General features: G+C 35.2%; 18 protein-coding genes. 6 read left to right on the plus strand and 12 right to left on the minus strand.

Annotation, left to right across the window (positions count from 1 at the left end; translation table 11 throughout):
- Nucleotides 1-5: 5 nt before the first annotated feature.
- Nucleotides 6-791 carry a Cof-type HAD-IIB family hydrolase gene (locus tag D2K62_RS03550; protein ID WP_112180648.1) on the minus strand — a complete coding sequence of 262 codons (786 nt, stop codon included), beginning with the start codon at nt 789-791 and terminating at the stop codon, nt 6-8.
- 45 nt (nt 792-836) lie between these two features.
- A complete protein-coding gene (locus tag D2K62_RS03555) occupies nt 837-1,799 on the minus strand; it encodes a LacI family DNA-binding transcriptional regulator (RefSeq protein ID WP_117149305.1) in 963 nt (320 codons plus the stop codon).
- 135 nt (nt 1,800-1,934) lie between these two features.
- On the opposite strand from D2K62_RS03555, the gene D2K62_RS03560 reads away from it, so the two are divergent.
- The 5 genes from D2K62_RS03560 (at nt 1,935) to metA (ending at nt 3,978) form a co-directional block, all read left to right on the plus strand.
- Nucleotides 1,935-2,114, plus strand: coding sequence for a YjzC family protein (locus D2K62_RS03560; RefSeq protein WP_117149290.1), 180 nt, complete (start codon nt 1,935-1,937; stop codon nt 2,112-2,114).
- Between the two features lie 131 nt (nt 2,115-2,245).
- On the plus strand, nt 2,246-2,467 hold the full coding sequence (locus tag D2K62_RS03565; RefSeq protein WP_112180645.1) for a DUF1659 domain-containing protein: 222 nt from the start codon (nt 2,246-2,248) through the stop codon (nt 2,465-2,467).
- Between the two features lie 32 nt (nt 2,468-2,499).
- Nucleotides 2,500-2,712, plus strand: a complete 213-nt coding sequence (locus tag D2K62_RS03570) for a DUF2922 domain-containing protein (RefSeq protein WP_117149289.1) — start codon at nt 2,500-2,502, stop codon at nt 2,710-2,712.
- Nucleotides 2,713-2,796: 84 nt separating this feature from the next.
- A complete protein-coding gene (locus D2K62_RS03575; RefSeq protein WP_112180643.1) occupies nt 2,797-2,934 on the plus strand; it encodes a YvrJ family protein in 138 nt (45 codons plus the stop codon).
- 135 nt (nt 2,935-3,069) lie between these two features.
- Nucleotides 3,070-3,978, plus strand: coding sequence for a homoserine O-acetyltransferase MetA (gene metA / locus D2K62_RS03580; protein WP_112180642.1), 909 nt, complete (start codon nt 3,070-3,072; stop codon nt 3,976-3,978).
- Between the two features lie 43 nt (nt 3,979-4,021).
- Here the strand turns inward: metA and D2K62_RS03585 are convergent, their stop codons facing one another.
- From D2K62_RS03585 to D2K62_RS03630, 10 genes are all read right to left on the minus strand, one after another.
- A complete protein-coding gene (locus D2K62_RS03585) occupies nt 4,022-4,486 on the minus strand; it encodes a hypothetical protein (RefSeq protein WP_112180641.1) in 465 nt (154 codons plus the stop codon).
- A 1-nt stretch (nt 4,487) separates the two neighbouring features.
- Nucleotides 4,488-5,276 carry a hypothetical protein gene (locus tag D2K62_RS03590; protein WP_112180640.1) on the minus strand — a complete coding sequence of 263 codons (789 nt, stop codon included), beginning with the start codon at nt 5,274-5,276 and terminating at the stop codon, nt 4,488-4,490.
- Nucleotides 5,277-5,428: 152 nt separating this feature from the next.
- Nucleotides 5,429-8,539 carry a beta-galactosidase, LacZ type gene (gene lacZ, locus D2K62_RS03595; RefSeq protein ID WP_117160917.1) on the minus strand — a complete coding sequence of 1,037 codons (3,111 nt, stop codon included), beginning with the start codon at nt 8,537-8,539 and terminating at the stop codon, nt 5,429-5,431.
- A gap of 30 nt (nt 8,540-8,569) precedes the next feature.
- A complete protein-coding gene (locus D2K62_RS03600; protein WP_112180638.1) occupies nt 8,570-10,780 on the minus strand; it encodes an alpha-galactosidase in 2,211 nt (736 codons plus the stop codon).
- Nucleotides 10,781-10,845: 65 nt separating this feature from the next.
- Entirely contained in the window at nt 10,846-11,673 is an 828-nt protein-coding gene (locus D2K62_RS03605; protein WP_117149285.1) for a carbohydrate ABC transporter permease, read from the minus strand.
- A complete protein-coding gene (locus tag D2K62_RS03610; protein WP_112180636.1) occupies nt 11,670-12,542 on the minus strand; it encodes a carbohydrate ABC transporter permease in 873 nt (290 codons plus the stop codon). The genes D2K62_RS03605 and D2K62_RS03610 overlap by 4 nt, the downstream gene beginning before the upstream one ends.
- A gap of 87 nt (nt 12,543-12,629) precedes the next feature.
- The gene (locus D2K62_RS03615) at nt 12,630-13,943 is read right to left on the minus strand and encodes an ABC transporter substrate-binding protein (RefSeq protein ID WP_117149284.1); all 1,314 of its coding nucleotides are present in this window, start codon (nt 13,941-13,943) and stop codon (nt 12,630-12,632) included.
- Between the two features lie 249 nt (nt 13,944-14,192).
- Nucleotides 14,193-15,980: a sensor histidine kinase gene (locus D2K62_RS03620; protein ID WP_117149283.1), complete on the minus strand. Its 1,788-nt coding sequence runs from the start codon at nt 15,978-15,980 to the stop codon at nt 14,193-14,195.
- Nucleotides 15,977-17,518: a response regulator transcription factor gene (locus D2K62_RS03625; protein ID WP_117160918.1), complete on the minus strand. Its 1,542-nt coding sequence runs from the start codon at nt 17,516-17,518 to the stop codon at nt 15,977-15,979. The genes D2K62_RS03620 and D2K62_RS03625 overlap by 4 nt, the downstream gene beginning before the upstream one ends.
- A 1,130-nt stretch (nt 17,519-18,648) precedes the next feature.
- Nucleotides 18,649-19,563, minus strand: coding sequence for an AraC family transcriptional regulator (locus D2K62_RS03630; protein WP_112180632.1), 915 nt, complete (start codon nt 19,561-19,563; stop codon nt 18,649-18,651).
- Between the two features lie 170 nt (nt 19,564-19,733).
- Between D2K62_RS03630 and yicI the strand changes: the two genes are divergently transcribed.
- Nucleotides 19,734-22,052 (plus strand): alpha-xylosidase, encoded by a 2,319-nt coding sequence (gene yicI / locus D2K62_RS03635; protein WP_117160919.1) that lies wholly within the window; start codon nt 19,734-19,736, stop codon nt 22,050-22,052.
- Nucleotides 22,053-22,070 lie beyond the last annotated feature (18 nt).

Genomic DNA, 22,070 nt, shown 5'->3' on the forward strand with positions numbered 1-22,070 from the left:
TATATTTATTTTTTTATTAACCCTACTAGTTTCAAACCATGAACAATTCCATCTTGATCGACATCTTTCGTTACATATTTAGAGACTGCCTTCACTTCCTCTTTGGCATTTCCCATTGCAACGCTATTCGTTATTGAAGCGAGCATTTCTAAATCATTGAGTCCGTCTCCAAATGCGTATTGATTCTCTTTTGCAATACCGATCGCTTTCATTGCCTGTTTAATACCGTTTGCTTTTGAACCACCTTTTGGCAAAACATCAACTGCAACTGGGTGCCATCTTACAAAATCGAATGCTGGAAATTTTGCGCGGTACTGTTCCTCTTCTCCTTCTGTACAAAAGAATAATGATTGATAAATGTTACGTTCTTTATAATAATCTGGATCATGTGACGGTAAATAGTCAATTTTTAATGAAGCAATACTTTCTACAATATGTTCATGTGTTGGTACATTGGCTTTCATATCCACCTCATCCATATATACAATTGGATGATCATTTGTTAAGCCTACTGCGGTCAGTTCAACCAATGAAGGCACGTCTAATGGTTGACCATAAACGACCTCACCGTTGACCACAACATATTGTCCGTTATAACTAACGTATGTATCAATTTCTAATTCTTCACGTAGATCAGCATACATAAATGGAGCGCGTCCTGTTGCGATGGCTACAATATGTCCTTGTTTTTTCAATTCGAATACAGCTTCCTTTGCTGAGACAGGTAACTTTTTATCATGATCTAATAAAGTCCCATCTATATCAAAAAATATTACACTTTTTTCAGTCATATTAGCTCTCCTTTTGTACTTTTACTATGTATTAGCTTGTTCCTACTAGACTGTACTTCTTTCAATTAAATGGACTGAAACCTTGTGTTGTGATATCGACGCGGTGTCAATTGCTTGCAAAAATAATTGCTTACCCATATCAACTAATGGAATTTCCATTGTTGTTATGCCGAGGTACTTTGCTATTGGTTGATTATCAAATCCAACAATGGCTAAATCCTTTGGCACTATTATCCCCTCGTTTTGACAACATATTATAATTCCAGCGGCAACTTGATCATTTGTTACAACTAAAGCGGAAGGTGGATCCTTCATTTGTTTCCATTGTTGGACAACTTTCTCGCCATCTTCAAAGTTCAAGCAACCTTCAAAAATATAGGTATTGTTATAAGGTAAGGCATTGCTTTTTAAAAATGTTTGATAAGCTTTTTCACGTTGTTCACTGCTAACTCCTGTTTTACGGTTGATACAATAACCTATTTGGCGATGCCCATTGACAAACAAGTAGTCAATTGCTTCATAAAAAGACTGGTAATGATCAATATAGGTAGCGGAAATTTGTTTCTCACTAGCATTTTCTGCTAATATAATTGGTCCGTATACGAGATATCGCTTGATTGTATCCCATTCACTAATTCTGGAACAAATAATTAATCCATCAATTTGTTTTTGTTCTAACATAATTAATGCTTCTTTTTCCTTACTTTTTTGATAACTTGTTTGAATCAATACTAACTTATAATTGGCCTCTAAAGCTTGATTCGCAATCCCTTTTAACAACATGCCAAAATAAGGATGATCTGTATAAGGTAATACAACACCAATTAAGAAAGTCTTCCCTTTACTCAAATGAACCGCATTAATATTCTTACGATAATTGCTCGCTTTAACAGCGTCCAAAACAGCATCCCGTTTTTGCTCACTTACATAAGGATGTTGATTCAGGACACGCGAAACAGTTGTAACAGAAACCTTAGCCATTTTAGCGATATCTCTAATATTCGTCATTTCAATCACCTTTTTTACTCTAATACGAATATTTTAACATAATTTAGCTTACTTTATGAAACGCGTTTCAGGTCAATAAAATTCCACATTATTTCTTTCTATTTCAGGGAAGCCTAATAAAAAGGAGGTGTTCACATGGGACAAAACCATCAATTCAATCCTGGTCAAAAAGCACCGAACAACGGCATTTATGTTGAAATTGGTGAAACAGGTAGCATGGTAGCAAATCCAAAATCAGTAAGACTAGAAGCTGGACAATCTTTCCCCGAAACATCTAATCAAGATAGAAAATGGATGCCAAAACGAAAACCATAAGTAAAAAGCGAGCAAGCCTATAGTGGCTTGCTTTTGTTTTTGTGAAAAGCTTCTCTATAAGACAATCTCCTCCATTAAACACACTTTTATTTGCATGATTTCGATTATAGCAATGACAGGAGGTGAGACAGATGGCCGTATCAGAAAAAATTGATTCTAGGTTACAACTATTGTTTGAAGATGGTTTTGATGATGATGGAAACATCGTAATTAAAACGAAGACATTTAATAACATCAAAACAGTCGCAACAGCAGACCAATTATTGACCATTGCGCAAGTGCTAGTACCTTTACAAACATTAACATTACAAATGGTCAAACGTAATGACACAGAACTTATTACTGTTGAGTAGTACTAAGTGATTAAAAGAAAGGAGGTCAAACCATGAAGACACTTGAATTAAAATTCGGTAACGAACAAGATAAAATAGTAACCGTTACACTAGATAATCCAATTGAACCTGCAGATCCTGTTGCAATCAATGCTGCAATGGATAGTATAATTGCCCAACAAGCTTTTTACTCATCTGGTGGGGAACTAACAAGTAAAAAAAGCGCACGTATTGTGGAACGTAATGTAGAAGAAATCACATTATAAAATAAAGTAGGCTTAACAAATTGGGAGCAGATTATTGCTCCCTTTTTCAATAACTAGTTAAACTAAAGAAAGGAGTTAACTTTTATGCAGGAAACATGGGTATCCATTCTAACAGATGTTGGTTTTCCTATTGCGGTTACGTTCTACTTATTACATCGTATTGAAGGGAAATTGAATACATTAATTGAATCCATCCTATCCTTACCAGCAAATTTAAAATAACATGAACGTAAGAGCTATCTGCTACTTGTAAAGCAGATAGCTTTTTAAATTATTAGTTTTTAGTCGATACCAGTTGCTCATCTATGTTAACCTCGCTATAATAATGGAAGTACCATGCAGGGGGGTAAAAGAGATATGCCGATTAATGTACCTAAACAATTACCAGCAAGACAGATATTAGAAAAAGAGAATATCTTTTTAATGGATGCTGAACGGGCAACAACACAAGATATACGACCGATGAACATCCTCATTTTAAATCTAATGCCAGAAAAAGAAAAAACAGAAACACAATTATTACGTTTACTGAGTAATACACCACTACAAGTACGTGTTGATTTTATTCATACCGCAAGCTACGAATCAAAAAATGTGCATAAATCACATTTAAAACAGTTTTACAAGACGTTTACTGATGTTAAAGCTAATCGTTATGATGGTTTAATTATCACTGGTGCTCCAATTGAACATTTGGAATTTGAACAGGTTCGCTATTGGGGAGAGTTAACCGAGATTATGGAATGGTCTAAAAAGAATGTGACTTCTGTTTTACATATCTGTTGGGGTGCACAAGCAGCGCTTTATCATCATTATGGGATTAAGAAGGAAAGACGTCCAAATAAACTAAGTGGGATTTTTAACCATGAATTAGTCGTTCCTACTTCTAAACTAGTTCGCGGTATTAATGATGAGTTTTTAGCTCCACACTCGAGAAATACAGATATTGATTTAGCTAAAATTGATAATCATCCAGAGTTAATCGCATTAGATTCATCAAATGATGCAGGGCCTTTCTTAATTGTTTCAAAAGATGAGAAACATATTATGATCACTGGCCATATTGAATATGATGCAATCACACTTGCTGATGAATACCTTCGTGATAAGAATAAAGGATTAGACATTCATATGCCTACTGGATATTTCCCGGAAAATAACCCAGATAAATCTCCTTTAAACCGCTGGCGTTCACAAGCCTATTTGATTTTCTCGAACTGGCTTAATTACTACGTTTATCAAGAAACACCCTATACATGGAAATGAAAAGGCTACCGTGGCTACTAGCCCGGTGGTTTCTTTTGTCTAATTAGTCTTCACTCACTTTAGCTACTCCTAATGCAAAATGATCCCACAGGATCGCTTCTACTAAATCTATATCCTTTTCTTCGCAATCTACGATAACAATCACTTCTCCGTGTTTACCTTTTAATAATCGCCTTCTCTTTTTCAGAAATATTTCGGTAAAAATTCGAATCGAAAGTCCTAAAAGAAAGCCCAAAACCGCACCAATTAATCCCCAATATATCGGACCCCAAGCCAACTTGAACCCTATGCTAGCACCAACTACTGCAAATGCTGTCGCAAGCGCCATCCCAATATCAATCATTGAAGTCCCATCTGAACGATGGATCGTATCAAAAACCTTCCGTTCCTCTTTTCGATTATCTAAAGGAACTGCAAAAATTCTTTCTTTACTAATTCCCTCTTTTTCAAGCATAGAAAGTGCAATTTCTAAATAGACTGTATTTTCAAAAGTCGAAAAAATTTGCATTCTATTCACTCACTTTTTTCTTTTTGATATGGAACGTATGTGATTGGTATCTTTTAGTCAAATAAGCACGCTGTTCTTTCTCAAATAGCTTATTATTTTCAACAGTATTCATATAAGAATCGAACATAGCAAAGCCGTATGAAGATGGTAAAAACAATAACCATTCAGGTTTTAATACTGCTGTTGATCTTTCTAATTCTCCTAAGAACAAGAGAGAAATCGCTTCTAGTGCATGCGAATAATAAGTGAAAATAACTACCCAAACAACCACAAAAAATGCACTGACGATTCTATGTATATAAAGTTGGCCTAAACCTGGAACAAATAGGGACCATATAACGGACATCATAGGATTTCTTTTATCAAGATAATTAATTTCGAGTGCACCTATACTAAACGAATTAAACCGATGCTGTTCTCTTTCTGCTAAAAGATAAATTTTGTTCAAATCGATCGTAGTTCGATAGCTATCCCAAATCGCAAAAAGATATATTGGTATATAAATTACTAACCATTTTGTATCTAAAACTTCTTTCGCCATAGCTATCTCACCTTGAAACGAATAGACCATAGCTTCGTTAATATGTGCGTTTATATTCACGACAACCTCCCAGATAAATAAAACAAAGCCTCGAAGATATTTAGATAACAGTAAATGACCAAATCCAGGAAAGGCTGCACTCCACCAAGCAACAATATAAGGGTTTCTTAAATGAATTTGTGTAGTTCCAAGAATACTGACATGTGCTGTATAACGTCTTGCTGTGTTATCATTCGTATAATTATCCATATAGAATCCTCTTTTATAAATTTCCATCTAATTTACTAATATTAGTTTCCCTAAGTAGCTTCTTTTCATCCACATTATTTATATTACTAGCTTTTAAGACAAAACGATAAAAGCCCATCAAATAGAATCTATTTGATGGGCTTTCTATTTTTTTAGTTACCTTTTAAAGTAAAACTATATCTGTATAGTTGATTAGCAAACAAGGTTACATCTTTGTGTGTTTTTTGACCCCAGCTATCATCGCCTCCAATACCCATTTGGGCGAGATTAATCCGTACAATAGTCTGGTCGGACTTTGGCAATTCAAAGCCGTAATTACTCTCTTCTAATTGTTTTGCTGTGTAAGGTAATACGTTTAGCTCAACAGTTGGACTTCCGATTATTTCTAAACCAGTACCATCACCACAATGAATTCTGCCCGATCTTACGCCCATCTTATTCCCACATTCTTGTGGCTTCAAATAAGGTACATATTGATCGGCTACTTTACCTTGATAAAGTCCAATTTTAGCGCCTTTTTGTTTATCCCAATACGACTCATGTGGTCCTTTTCCATACCAGCTTAATTCGTCAAATTCGACTGGCATTGTTAACTTCACACCAATTTCAGGGATTTCTGGTAACGCTTCACCTGGTTCAAAAACATAATCAATCTTCACTTCACCTAAACCACTTATTGTATACTCAAGTTCTAACTTTGAATAATTTACTATAGCCATTAGATAAACTGTCTTAACTACAATATGATCTTTATATACTTGGTAAGTAAAGTCCATTAATTCTCGCGTATCTCCCGCATATTGCCATAGTGCACTACGCTGATCCAACTGATTCCCACGGTCATTGTCAGTCATCGCACGCCAGAAGTTTGGTGCTAATCCTTCCTTAATCAGTTCTTTGCCATTAATACGATAAGAGGAAAGTACACCAGTCGATTTATCAAATGCAACGGAGAAGTTATTACCCGAAATGGCGAGCATATCATTTTTTACATCAACTTCTATGGTTTCTGCTGATGTCGCTACTTCCCGTAATGCTGGCGCTTTTACAGGCAAAGTGAATTGACCAAAGGCGAGTTCATGTCCATTCTCACACCATAAACGGTCAACCCGCTCTGTCAGACTAAGTGTTACAATATATTCACCTTGGTCATCAATCCTATGTGGCAACTGGTAATCAAGTGTAAATTCTTTTTTCTCTCCTGGTTCACAATCAATTGTTAATTCACCTGATTGTTCCACTTCACCATTCTTAGTAACCAACCATTTTAATCGGTAATCACTAACATTAGTAAATAGAAATTTATTACTTAGATTAAACTTTCTTTTTTCAAAATTCATAACACTGAATTCTACTTGTTGATAACAACGTTTCACTTCAAATATTTTCGGACTAATTGCACCGTTCCCAAAAATCAAACCATTTCCTGCGAAGTTACCATCATGTGGGGATTCACCAAAAGCTCCTCCGTATGCGAGATACGGAGTCCCGTCTGCTGTTTCCGTCAATAAGGATTGGTCTTTCCAATCCCAAATAAAACCACCTTGTAAAATAGAGTACGTATCAAACAGTTCCGTGTACTTATGAAAATTACCTAACGAGTTACCCATTGCATGACTATACTCACATAAAATATATGGTTTGGTGTCCTCTTTCGCCTCTTTTGAATACTGTTCAATACCTTCTGGTGAAACGTACATTGTACTTTCGATATCTGAAGCCGCTTCTGAGTCACGATAATGGAATATTCCTTCATAATGAACAAGACGTGATGGATCATTCTGCTTAAAAAAGTCATGCATCCTCAAGAAGTTATCACCACCAAATGATTCATTACCTAATGACCAGATAACAATTGATGGATGGTTTTTATCGCGTTCGAACATCGACTTACAACGATCTAACACATTTTCAGTCCATTCAGGACGACTACCAGGTACCGTTTCAGCCAATCCCTTTTGACCATAAACCCATGTACCATGTGTCTCTAAATTCGTTTCATCAATCACATAAAGTCCGTATTGATCACATAACTCATACCATAATGGATTATTAGGATAATGCGCTGTACGTACAGCGTTAATATTAAATTGTTTCATCAACTTAATATCAGCGACCATATCATGATACGTAACGGCACGCCCCTTATCAGATGCAAATTCATGACGATTTGTTCCTTTAAAGACAATACGTTTGCCATTTATTTTCATCAAATTATCTTTTAATTCAAATTTCCTAAAACCGACTTTACTGCTTTTAGCTTCAAGTAATTGACCACCTTGTTCATATAAGCTCAAAACTAATGTGTATAAATAAGGGCTTTCCGCACTCCATTTGTTCGGATTTTTCAGTATCGTTTTTAGTGTAGGACGAATAACACCATCGTTCTGAAAATTCACATTTGACAACAAATGTTCATCTAATACTGCCTTACCAGTCTCATCATAAAGCATTGCCTTAAGGTCGACAGACTGCCTTGCCTTAAAATAATCGAGTAATTTCACATTAACAACTAGTTCAGCATCTTGATATTTTTCATCCAAATGCGTATTGACAAAAAAATCATCGATATGCACAGTCGGCATTGTATAGATGTACACATCACGAAAAATACCGCTTAAGCGCCAGAAATCTTGATCTTCAAGCCAGCTTGCGTCACTCCAGCGATACACTTCAACCGCTAACTTGTTTTCACCATCAATAATATACGGTGTTAAATCAAATTCAGCCGGTGTAAACGTATCCTCACTATATCCAACAAAATCACCGTTTATCCAAAGATAAAACGCAGACTCCACACCTTGGAAATTCAAATAAACCGGCTGGTCCTTCCAATCAGTTGAGACAGTAAAAGTCCTTACATATTGACCTACTGGATTATAATTTGTCGGTGCAAATGGCGGAGTTATATCCTCTTTTTCTATCCAAGGATACGTTGTATTTGTATATTGCGGATAATCGTAACCTTGCAGTTGCCAATGACTAGGTACTTTTATTTGATCCCATTCACTATGGTCAAAATCCTTCCGATAAAAGTCTTTTATACGACTGGTTGGTTCATCACTATAAGCAAATTGCCACATGCCATTTAGTGATCGATAATTTTCTGAAGCAGTACGATCACATTTTTTTGCTCCCTCTATCTTAGGATAGGACATTAGTGTTGCATGTGCTTCCCTGCGATTCAATTGAAAAATTTCAGGATTATTATTCCATTCAGGGTAACCATTTTCTGGTGGGCTATATATGAATTTTTTTGTCATAACTAATCGCTCCTAACTTTATTAATCTAGCTATACACGTGTTAATTTAAATAGTTCAGATCTGAAATCACCATGTGCGCCATTCTTGCGATAGCTGTCAATTTCAATTCCTGCTTGTAACAATTGATCCCCATAAAAACAGGCCTCAATTCCATCGATTTTATAACGTGCATCTGCCTCTAGTCCTGTTAATCGAATGCGTCTTCCTGCTGGATTCGGACGTGATAGAATTTGATAATAACCGACAAGCGCTTCTTGTTTATCTTCTGAGACAACCATCCAACTTGCACTATTTTGATCGCCTTCAAATGGACTCAGTAATCTGTAAAAATGGCCCGTCTGGATTAATTTACGATTTGCTTGATAAAAGCGAACTTGTTCTGAAACCTTTTGTTTATCGGCATCACTCATGGTTGTCACGTCTAACTCATAACCAAACATCCCAAAATAAGCGACAGCAGCACGCATATCGATACTAGTTAGTCGATTCACTTGATGATTCGGAACCGCAGATACATGCGCCCCCATCGATGAAATCGGATAAACCAGCGATGTACCATATTGAATCATTAGACGCTCAACCGCATCGGTATTATCACTTGTCCATGCTTGTGGAGCATAATAGAGCATACCTGGATCGAATCGACATCCTCCACTTGAACACGATTCAAATAGAATAGTAGGAAATGCTGTGATTAAACGTTCATATAATTGATATACACCTAGAATATAACGATGCGGTAATTCTTGTTGACGTTCTGGTGGTAACGTTATCGATCCTATTTCTGTCATATAGCGATTCATATCCCATTTCACATAGGAAATTGGTGCCTCTTTTAACACCTTTGCCATTACTTGAAAAATATGATCAACAATTTCTTTTCTTGAGAAGTCCAGTACATATTGATTACGACCTTGCGAACGATTACGGTCAGCTACATGAATTATCCAATCTGGATGTTCTTGATAGAGCTGACTAATTGGTGAAACCATCTCTGGTTCAAACCACAAACCAAATTCAAGACCTAAATCACAAATTTTATTTGCTACATGTGCGATTCCGTTTGGTAATTTATCTCGATCAACAAACCAATCACCTAATGAAGTCGTATCATCATTGCGTTTTCCAAACCAACCATCATCCAACACAAACAACTCCACACCTAATTGCTTTGCCTCTTTTGCCATCGTCACTATTTTCGTTTCATCAAAATCGAAGTACGTTCCTTCCCAGTTGTTTATTAAAACTGGACGATCTTGATCACGCCACTTCCCTCTTGCAAGTCGATTTCGATAAAGTTGATGATAAATTTGACTCATCCCATTCAAACCTTGATCAGAATAAACCATCACGACTTCGGGTGTCTGAAAAGAACCACCTGCTTCTAAAAGCCAATTAAAATCAAAGTTATTAATCCCCATCATCACACGTGTGACATCATAATGATCGACTTCAACCTGAGCCAGGAAATTACCACTATAAACTAAACTAAATCCGTAGACTTCTCCTAGATGCTCTGTCGTTTCTGGACGTTTTAATGCAATAAACGGATTTTGTTGGGCACTACTTGTTCCCCTAGTGCTTGCAATGCTTTGCAATCCAGGTTGAAGCGGCCTTTTTTTCACATGTCGCTCACGTGCCCACGAACCAGATAATTGAACCATTTCATAGTTACTATCATTTAAATCTATACTTGCACTAAGCGCACGCAATAGATTCACATTTGCAGAGCCACGATTAACAAAACGTGTAGATCTCGTAAGTACATGATAGGTTTCAAAAATCGTATAAGATAAAATTAACGCTGTCTCTATCACCTGATCATATAAGGTAATCTCTAACGTTGTTGCTTCGTCTTCTGACTCCACATATGTAGCAGGTAATCCTTCCAATCCACGTTTTCCTTTATAAATCTCATGACTAACGTATTCAAAGTTGGTAATCCTACTACCATCTTGTTGTAAAATTTGATGTGCTGGTTCACGAAAATCTGTCGTACCATAAGCCGGATATTCTTGTTTGATTAAATCTAGTGAAAAAGGATCACTTATATCACTGATATAACAAGTATTATCTTTTTGAGCGGTATGAAATAAATGTGTGAAATTATCCTGGTGGTTCAGGTGTTTACCAAAATACAAATGACCTAATTGGTTATTTTCTAGTACCTTTAAGATATAACTAACTTTACTAGATTGAAGATGGAATTCTTTTGTTTTTTCATTAAATAAAATAGACATTGTAAACCTCCAACTCTATTAATTTCACGCAAAAAGCAAGCGTGAATTTGCTTTTTGCGTGCTAATTATCCTTTAACAGACCCCATCATCCCAGCAACAAAGTGCTTCTGCATAAAGAAAAACACGATGGCTGTTGGTAACGTTGCGATCGTAATCGCGGACATGATCATACCGTAATCAGGTGAGTAGCTTGAACCAAGATTAGAAATTAACAATGGTATCGTTTGATTTCCTGGTGATTGTAATACTACTAATGGCCAAAGGAAATTATTCCAACTATTCATAAAAGCAATAATTGCTGCTGCGGCATATGTTGTTTTCATTGTTGGAACGTAAATTCGGAAAAAGATACCTATTTCACTTAATCCATCAATTCTACCTGCCTCAATTAAATCTTTTGGAAACATTTTTGTGTTTTGTCGAAAGAAAAAGATGAAGAATGCGGTCGTAATGGTTGGTAAAAAGGCTGCCGCTAATGTATCAATTCCAATCATTGGTGCTGTTTGTGAAATTCGTCCAAACAGACGATACAGTGGTACCATTATTGCTGCAAACGGAATCATCATCGAAATCAATAAGATATTGAAAACAATATCTTTCCCTTTACTCTTATACATTTCAAAGCCATAGCCTGCTAATGACGCAAGAAGTAATGTCAAAAATGTAGAAGCAACTGCAATAATTGCTGAGTTAGTAAGAGCAGTGACAATATCAACTTGTTCAAATAGATTTTTCAAATTTTCAATTAGGTGTGTACCTGGTAACTGTCTTCCTTGTGTGACATCTACCGATTTATTAGTCATGCTAACGACCATCCAAAAGAATGGATAAATGGAAATGATCGTAGCAATCGACAAAAATGTATAGACTGAAATTCTTTTTATTTTTTTCACTTTTTATCACCTGCCAATTTAAATTGAATAGTAGATAGGATGACCACTAGAATAACAATCACATAGGCTACAGTGGCTGCATATCCAAAATCAGGAGTATATTTAAACGATAAATCATAAATATATTGTGAAATGGAAATAGTTGCATTACCCGGTCCACCACCGGTAATATTGACGACTTCATCAAAGATCTGAAGCGTTCCGATTGTTGATGTAATCGTTGTAAATAAAATAATTGGCTTCAACATCGGTATCGTTATCTTTAGAAATTGTTGTAACGAAGATGCACCATCAATTTTTGCTGCTTCATAAATTGATTTATCTACGTTTTGTAAAGCAGAAAGATAAAATATCATATTGTAACCAGTCCAACGCCATGTGATTGCTAATATAATTGTAATCTTTGCCCAGAAGGGGTCTGATAAAAAGTTTATTGGATCTGAAATAATCGATAGACTCATTAAAAATTGATTAGCAATTCCATCACCACTGAACATGTATTTAAAAATAACAGAATAAGCTACCAGTGACGTTACTGCTGGTAAAAATATTGCTGTTCTAAAAAAGCCTCTAAATTTTAAGGTTTGGTCATTTAATAAAGAGGAGAATAATAGGGCTAATAGGATCATAACTGGCACTTGAACGATTAAATAAATACTTGTATTGATCAAAGCTGCAATAAAAGTAGGATCATTAAATAGGCGACCCCAGTTATCAAGTCCTGTAAAGGTTAATGTCGAGCCCATACCTGATTGTAAAGACAAGAATAGTGCGTCAATCATTGGGTAAAAATAAAACAGTGTGATTGCAATAACTGATAGGATGACAAAGAGCCATCCGATATTATTCTTTTTAAAGAGCTGTTTCATACCTTGTTACTCCCTTCGATTAAAATAAGAGCGTGAGATACAATCGTCGTGATTAACGAACGTATCTCACGATCATTTTCTCTATTCTTATCTTAACTGCGTTTCAGCTTGTGATTGTGCATCATTCATCACATCAGATAAAGCTTTACCATTTAAATAGTTTTGCATTTCGTTGATTAAAATATCATCAATTGCATAGGTGTGCATGCCGTAATTGACTGCTGGAATTTCTTCTGTCCACTCTGTGAAATCAGATATAATCGGTTGATCACTAAAGAACTCATCTTCGTCTTTAAACGCTTCTCCTTGAATACCAGGAATATACGTACCAATAGCACCGATTTCTGTAACTAACTCTTCATAAATAGCTTCATTTGAACCAAATGTGTTCGCAAGGAACTCTGCTGCTGCTTCTTTACCATCTGTATTTAATACATACCATGAACTACCACCTAAGTTTGAAGCATTTACACTTCCTTCCACTTCTAAACGAGGAACTGGAACGACGGCCCAATTTCCTGATTGTGATTCTTCTGCTTTCACACTTGGTGTAATCCAGTTTCCTGTAGGTACACTAGCAACATCCCCACTATTAAATGCTCCAACAAACTGACTCCAATCTGAATTCATCTTCACAATGTTTGCTTCCATCATTTCTTTATAAATTTCAAATGATTCCTCTAATGCTGCATTATCAGCTAAATGGGGTGTGGAACCATCTTCTTCAAAATACCATGTCCCTGCTGTTTGAATCATGGTCCGTATAATCCCAAAGTCATTTGGATCTAATGTAATCATATCCTTACCTGTAGCTTCTTTCACTTTTTTTCCGATTTCCACATACTCGGACCAAGTAATATTTGTTACATCTTCAACCGTGTATCCTGCTTCTTCAAGATAATCTGTGCGTACATACAAACCAGCTACACCTGAATCAAACGGTACACCATATTGTTCGCCATCAAGGCTGGTTGTTTCTGTTTTATAAGCTGCAAAATCATCTGCATTAATATAATCCGTTAATGGATAAAAAGCATCTGGATATGATTGTAAGAAGCTTTGCGCACGATAATCTTCAATTAACACAATGTCAGGCATACCTTGCGTTGTTCCCGAGCTTAATCCTGTGTTTAATCGTTGAATTAAATCGTCTTGTGCGTTTTCAATAATTTCTAATTCTATATCTGTCTCTCCATCGTATGCCGCTTCTGCAAGTTCAAGCGCCGCAATATTAAAGTTAGGATCCCAAGCCCAAACAGATATTTCTTGAGTTCCACTACTCGTGTCCTCAGATGATGTACTGTCTGTTCCTTCTGTCTCATCTGAACTTCCATCTCCACCGCAAGCTGCTAATAGAAATACACTAACTATTGCAAATACCAATAAAAATAACTTTTTCATAATTAAACCTCCCAGTTTTTTTGTAAGCGTTATCTTTAACTACATTCTTAGTATAACGCGCGAAAAAAAAGATCGTTAGAACGATCTTTAGACTATCCTTGTAATTATTTATGCAGTTAAATAACCGGTAAGATTTATAGTTGTATTTTCTTTAGAATTTGTATTTTCTTTAGTTATTAGATAACTTTTACATCGCAACAAGCTGTTTGGAAATAAATTACAATATTTTACGAAGCAGGAAAAATTGAGTTACGATTCATCATCTAATGAATTTGTAATTAATGGTAATCGAACAACTACTTTAGTACCCTCTCCGATTGTACTAGACACTTGCACACCATAGCGATCACCATAAAGTAAAAGAATTCGTTCATGTACATTCCGCATGCCAATACCACTAAACATTTGGCGTTTACCTTTATAAACATAAGGGAATTGTTCTTTTTCCAACTGCATACCATCCCCGTCATCAACAACTTCACATACTAATGTATCCGCTTCTTGATGAATCATAATTTGGATATAACCTTCTTTCTTTTTATTAAAGCCATGAAAGAAAGCATTCTCAATAAATGGTTGTAAAACGAGTTTTGGTATGTGGTAGTGTAATACATCTGGAACGATAAAGTAATTCACCTTAATACGTTCACCGTAACGTGCTTGATTAATAAAGACATAATACTTCATATTTTCAAGTTCTTGCTCAACAGAAACCGTCTGGCTCACTTCTCCTAATGCACTTTGTAATAAGGAGATGAGTGCATGAATTGTTTCCATTGCTTGTTCGGTTTTTTCTTGCATAACCATGAACTTAACTGTTGTCAACGTATTATAGAGAAAATGTGGATTTATCTGATGTTGTAATGCCCTTAGCTCTGCATCACGTTGATTTTTCTGGGACTCTACTACAATTTTCACATAATCTTGTAGCTCATCTAACGTGTAGTTAAAGGCGCGCGCAATTTTTTCTGCCTCATAGCCACCAGTTTCTTCAATTCGTTTACTGAAATCATGTTTGGTTTGCTTTGCAATCTGTGTAACTAGTCGACTCAACGACTTCGTAATACGACGTGATACGATAAACACACCAATCACAGCAAAGAAAACAATACTACTACTAATTAGAATAATTTCACGTGTGTTAATTAGACTACTTGTTACTTTTTGTTTATCAATCAGATTCACTAAATACATATCAAAACCTGGTATGTATTCTGACAAGAACAAATAATCACTGCTTCCAAGCGTGATATCTTGAATCTCTATATCTTCATCATCACCCTTTTGGGCATATTCTAATAATTCTACGTTATCTAAACCAATATTTGCTTCATTATTACTTGAGATTACTTTACCACTTCGGTCAATAAGCAGCACATCATTGCCTGCGCTTGTATATCCTTCATAGAAACTTCTAAGTTGTTTTTCACTAATGGAAATATACAGTATGCCATAAATATGATCAGATGATAATTCAGATAAGGCTTTAGTTGAAACCAACATTGCCTCTCCATTAAGTGTTTCAGGCTTGACAAAATGATAATTAATGCGATCTGGTGTCGCTAAAGTAATTTGCGTAATCGGATGTTTTTTTAAGATTGGCAAGGAAGTTGGCCAATAAGAGTAGTTCATATTATACAATTGTTGATCTGTACTTGTGACAATCATATTAGCACCTAAAGGCTGTAAATTTGAGTAAATACTTTCTAGCTGATTAATAATTTCATAATATGAACCAGCTAAATTAAGCGAATCAAATTCTTCCTCACTTAACACACGTTTGATCGTCCCATTACTTTCAATTTGATTTGATGTTTTCACTACCGCATTACTATACGCTTCAAACTGAGAGCGTATTTGTGTATTAATTTTTGAATTTGTAATACTAAACGTCTCTAAAAAAAGCTCCGTTGACATACGAATTGAACTAACTGTAATCAACAATGATACTAACGTAATACTAATGACGGTAACAAAGAATATTTTAATGAATAAGTTATTCTTTTCAATTAGTTTAATCCATTTAAACTGTCTCATTTCAATCTATCTTTTCGGTAACTACCAGGGGATTTATTGACTCTCTTTTTAAATACTTTGCAAAAATAACTATGATCGGCATAACCTACCATTCCACTAATATCAGAAATGGAGATTTGGCTATTTTCTAAAAGTTCTTTAGCCTTCCCTATACGTACTCCTGTTAAATACTCACTAAACCCCAAGTTGTGATGCATACTAAAATAAGCAGACAAGTAAGACGGATTAAAGTGAAAGTGTTTAGCCAATCCAGTTAAACTAATTGATTCTGAATAATGCTCATCGATATAAGCGAGTAAGACAGTCATATTCGTTGTTTGTATTTTACTATCTGCTTGATAAATAATTGCCTTAATTTCTAGCATAAACTGAGCAAGTGCTTTTCGGGCTTGTTCAGCGGTATACGCATTATTAATTTGATTAAAGTATTCGTATTTATCCTTTTTAAATTCATTAGTATCATATTTTAATTGATCCATCACGACCATTACATTAAAAATAACATTACCTAAAAAAGATTTAAATGCTGAACGGTCACTCGTATAGTCATTTGTTAAATAATCAATATGTTTATTTAAATAGTAAATCGATTCATCTACCTTTTTATATTTAAACAATTCAAGAAAGTAATTTAAATCAAATGGTACTTCAGGTATGACATTGTCAGGCAAGTTGTTATATCGAAGTACACGCTCATCCGTTAAATAAAATAAATACTTGCGCATCGCGACCAATTGACCTTGATAGATAGCTGGTAATTGGTCAACCTGATTAAACTGTTCAGTTATTAACCATGTAAAGTTACTTGTTAAATGATTACGATCAGTAATCGTCGCGATTAGCATCTCATATGCATCAAATGATAAATTTATAATAAAAGTACTCGCTCGTTCAGTACTCTCAAGCAAATGGCAAACCGATTTCTCTAATGCTTGCACCATAAATTCTATTTGCTCTAACGGTTTGATTGCAGTTTGTTCGTCTTGACTCGTTACATTTAATTCGACTAAACAACACATCTCATTTGGTAAAGATGTTTTTAACAACTCTAGCTCACTTGTTGATGCATAACCCGCTAATAACTTTTTAAATAGATCACTTATCGATTTTTGGTTATCTATTGTTTCATCTGCTGTTTCTATATTGTTAGAAAGTGAACGGTTAGTTACAACGCGCTTAAGTGTATCAAGCAATATCTTACCATCAAGTTTCGGTTTCAATATATAATCAGCTACCCCATTTTGAAACGTGCTTCGCACATAATCAAAGTTATTGAAACTACTTAAAACAATCACATCTATGTGGGGCTGTTCTTTTTTTACCTTTTTTATAAATTCAGTTCCATCCATAACCGGCATCACGATATCCGTAATAATGATAGCTGGTTTTTGCGTTTCAATTAGCGCTAATGCTTCCACCCCATTGGATACTTCGCCAACAATTTCAAACCCCTCTTTTTCCCAATTAACATAGTGTAAGATGCCTTGCCTAATTAACAACTCATCATCCACAATGAGTACCTTTATTAATGATCCCATTTCTTCTCACCATCCCTAATTAGAGTAATGGGTACAAAATTACTTGTTTTTATCTATTTTAAATGAATGACTATTTTGGAGCCTAATTACTCTTAAAACCTCACATTTGAGAGAAATTGCGACGTAACATACCGCTTAGGAAATATACTCCGCTTTCCGTGGGCACGGCTTCAGCTAACTTAGTAAAGCAAAAAGCGCTTTACTAAGTGGATCTTCAGCCCGCGCTGTTCCCACAGGAGTCTACGTATATTTCCAAAGCTAGTTCAGAATCTACATGATGATTGCGTATGGAATAATGACACTTTAGCTAGACAAGCTTATCAATTGTTTATATTCAACATTACAATTACTGTTTTTCTTCAAACTTGCTTCATTCCCTAGATAACCTAATTCTTCATAGTGAATATTGCTGTTTATTTCTCCTAACTAGCGTATCAAATGAAATTGGCGACACTCCTGCAGGAACAGCGCGGGCTGAAGATCCACTCGGTAACGTTCTTTGTTTCCGAGTTAGCTGAAGCCGTGCCTGCGGAAAGGGAGTCAATTTCACTTGAGTAGCGGGTCAGGAGATTCTGTTACGTCACAGTTGATGATTGTTCCGACGTAGCTTTCTTTCTTTGTTGCCCTATCAGCAAATGGTTTCGATTGTACGATTAATCGAGTCATCACAGTCCTAAATTTTTTTCTTAACTACTACGACACTACATGGAGCACACATCTGTTGGTAAAAAATATTCCTTAATTCGAAATGTATCCATTAAACAATAATATGTTTTCAAGAAACAAGTTAACTTAAAGGCCAATCGTTATTCATGATATGTAATTTTCATTATTTTTAGCATCATATTCTTATATTGTATACGTTTTCATTATTGTTTGGCAATAGCTTTCACTTTCTTTACAATTGATCTAAGCATATAAAAATTAAAGATGTACCATTTTACTCTTTATTTCTATTGCCCATCTCATGAGTCATTTTCGTGCTACCTAAGTCATAAAAGGCAAATAACTTAACTGTTTCCTAATGTAGGACAAACCCAAAAGATATAAAATTGATTTTTTGATTGTTATGTTTAAGTGCTTCTTCTTTGATAATGACACTATTTCAATTATACAAACTCTCATGTTTTTCAAGAAGGTCTATGTGAGGAATCTTCTGATAGATTAATAGCAGGATTTTTTCTTTTATATGCTATCGGTGTGCACCCCTTTTGTTTTTTGAATAGGCGGATGAAATAACTTTGATTATTAAAACCAACATCCATTGCAATTTCTATCATTTTTTTATCTGTTTTTTGTAACAATTTACAAGCATTGCTAATTCTTATTTTATTTAAATATTCCATCGGTGTCATACGAACCAAAGACTTGAAAAATCGACTAAAGTGTCCTTCACTCATTTGAACTTGTGCAGCTAAGTCAAGCACAGTAAGTTTTTGATTATAATTTTTGTTCATGTATTTTAAGACAGTTTTTAGTAAAGTAATTTTATTTGAATCTTTGAAACTTATTTGATCATTATACTTCCATACCTGTTTATCAAACATCTCAGCAAATAATAAAAATAAATATCCCTTAATTACGAGTTCCAAACTAGGTCTTCGATTAACATAGGCATCTATTAATTTATTTACAATCTTCAATATCTCCCCTTCACTTTCATTAGGTAACAACCTAACAGCACTTGAAATAGCTGGATTTTCTAATTGCTCTAAATAATTCGACTCCATCCGATCGTAACTAAAACTTCTTAATAAATTAAAATGAAATACAATGGCATGAAGTTTAAACGGTATTTTATCAATCGGAAAGGCACCATGTAGCTGGCCGGTTGGTATATAAAAAGCTTGCCCTTCTCTTAATGTGTGATTTTCAGTTCCGACCTGTAAGTTAATCTTACCTTCTTCGACATAAATAAACTCCAATTCATGGTGCCAATGTACGTTAAATATTGCATCTCCATCTAAATAATCAACTGTGTATACACGAAAAGGAAACATATTATCTCCATGTTCCCTATCCTCCAACAACATAAATTTATCCATATAGTAGCCTCCCTTTGCTCATCATATCAGAATTGTGTTATTAAATATTAGAATAGTGCAATAAAAAGAGTTAAAATATCAATATAATTATAAATATAAAGTATATAAAAAAGTTAGGAAAAGAAGTAGATAATTCAATACACGTAATATCAAATGAATGGGGTGTCAAAATGAAATTTACGAATGGATACTGGCTTACTAAAGAAGGTTTTACGATTAATCATCCATATGTTATTCGTGATACATCGGAAACGAAGGACATATTAACACTTTATGCACCATGTAAAGTTATTAAAGACAGAGGGGATACATTAAACACTTCTTCCCTTACGATTCAATTATCTTCACCATTGGAAGATGTAATTCGAGTAAGAGCCTGGCATCATAAAGGAGCAAAAAACAAAACGCCCAACTTTGAGTTAATTGATAATTCGATTCCATTAAACTTTACTACTGAAAATGGAGCAGAAGAAACCATCTTTCATAGTGGAAATATGAAAGTAAGAGTCGAACGAGATCCATTTACTATTCAATTTTATTATGGCGATAAAAAACTTACACAGTTAGATACAAAAGGGATTGCTTGGGTTCAAGGACCAGAGAAAGAAAGTTATATCCGCAGTCAATTGAACCTCAATGTTGGGGAATATATTTATGGATTAGGTGAACGCTTTACCCCTTTTGTGAGAAACGGGCAAGCGGTTGATATATGGAATGAAGATGGTGGAACAAGCTCAGAGCAAGCCTATAAAAACATCCCTTTCTACCTAAGCAATCGTGGATATGGTGTATTAGTTAATCATCCGGAAAATGTAAGTTTTGAAGTAGGTGCTGAGGCAGTTTCCAAAACACAGTTTAGTGTTGAGGGAGAAATGCTAGAGTATTATATTGTAAGCGGTACCAATTCAAAAGGAATATTACGTAACTATACACAACTAGCAGGTAAACCAGCGTTACCACCTGCTTGGTCTTTTGGCTTGTGGCTCTCCACTTCATTTACAACAGACTACAATGAAGAAACTGTCAATCACTTTATTGACGGGATGGCAGAACGTGATATACCATTACGTGTTTTTCATTTTGATTGCTTTTGGATGAAAGAATTCCAATGGAGTAATTTTAAATGGGATGAGGATGCATTCCCAGATCCTGAATCAATGTTACAACGTTTAAAAGCAAAAGGATTAAAGATTTGTGTTTGGATTAATCCATATATTGCAGAAAAATCACCATTATTTGATGAAGCAGCTGAAATGGGCTACCTAATCAAAAAGAATAATGGTGACGTATGGCAGTGGGATTTATGGCAAGCTGGCATGGGAATTGTTGATTTCACAAACCCTGCTGCTTGTAAATGGTATCAATCGAAACTGAAAGAACTGTTAGACATGGGTGTAGATTGCTTCAAAACTGATTTTGGTGAAAGAATACCAATAGATGTTTCATATTTTGATGGCTCTGATCCAGATCGCATGCACAATTATTATGCCTATAAATATAACGAAGTGGTATTTGAGTTATTAAAGAAAGAAAAAGGCGAACAAGAAGCAGTGGTTTTTGCAAGATCAGCTACAGTTGGAAGTCAGAAATTCCCCGTTCATTGGGGTGGTGATTGTGACACAACATATGAATCAATGGCTGAGAGCCTACGTGGCGGCTTATCTCTTTCACTTTCAGGTTTTGGTTATTGGAGCCACGACATAGGTGGATTTGAAAATACAGCAAGCCCAGACTTATTTAAACGATGGACAGCTTTTGGACTTTTATCTAGTCACAGTCGTTTACATGGAAGCTCTTCGTATCGTGTCCCATGGCTTTACGATGAAGAAGCTGTTGCAGTGACGAAACACTTTGCTAAATTAAAAAATAAATTAATGCCTTACATTTATCGTACATCTGTTGATAATCACCTGACAGGTGTCCCAGTAATGCGACCTATGTTACTAGAATTTTCTCAAGATCCAAACACACATGTACTTGATCGACAATATATGTTTGGTGATTCATTGTTAGTCGCTCCTATCTTTAATGAGGAAGGTGTCGGTACGTACTATTTACCTGATGGTAACTGGACACATTTATTAACTGGTAACGTGGTAAAAGGCGGTTCTTGGCAAAGCAAAAAGTATAATTACCTTGATATGCCTATATTTGTTAAGGAGAACACGATTTTAGCTTTAGGTGAAAAAAATGATCGACCTGATTATGAATTTGCTGAAAATGTTACTTTTACAATTTATGAACTAAAAGATGACTTACTAGCAGAAACCTCTGTTACCAATCTCGATGGTAAGCAAATTGGTAACGTCACAGCTATAAAAAAAGGTAAGCATATTGCTATTGAAACGAATATGAAAGAATTAAATTATTCCATTGCGCTTAAAGGATATGATACGATTAGCTCCATTTCAAGCGGGGAGTTAGAAACAGATTCAGGAGAAGTAAAAATTAAGCTTCATGGTTCACATGAATTAAATATTGTATTGTAAATCTTTTATAGCCCTAGT

The organism is Paraliobacillus sp. X-1268, assembly GCF_003426095.1.
Taxonomy (GTDB): domain Bacteria; phylum Bacillota; class Bacilli; order Bacillales; family Amphibacillaceae; genus Paraliobacillus_A; species Paraliobacillus_A zengyii.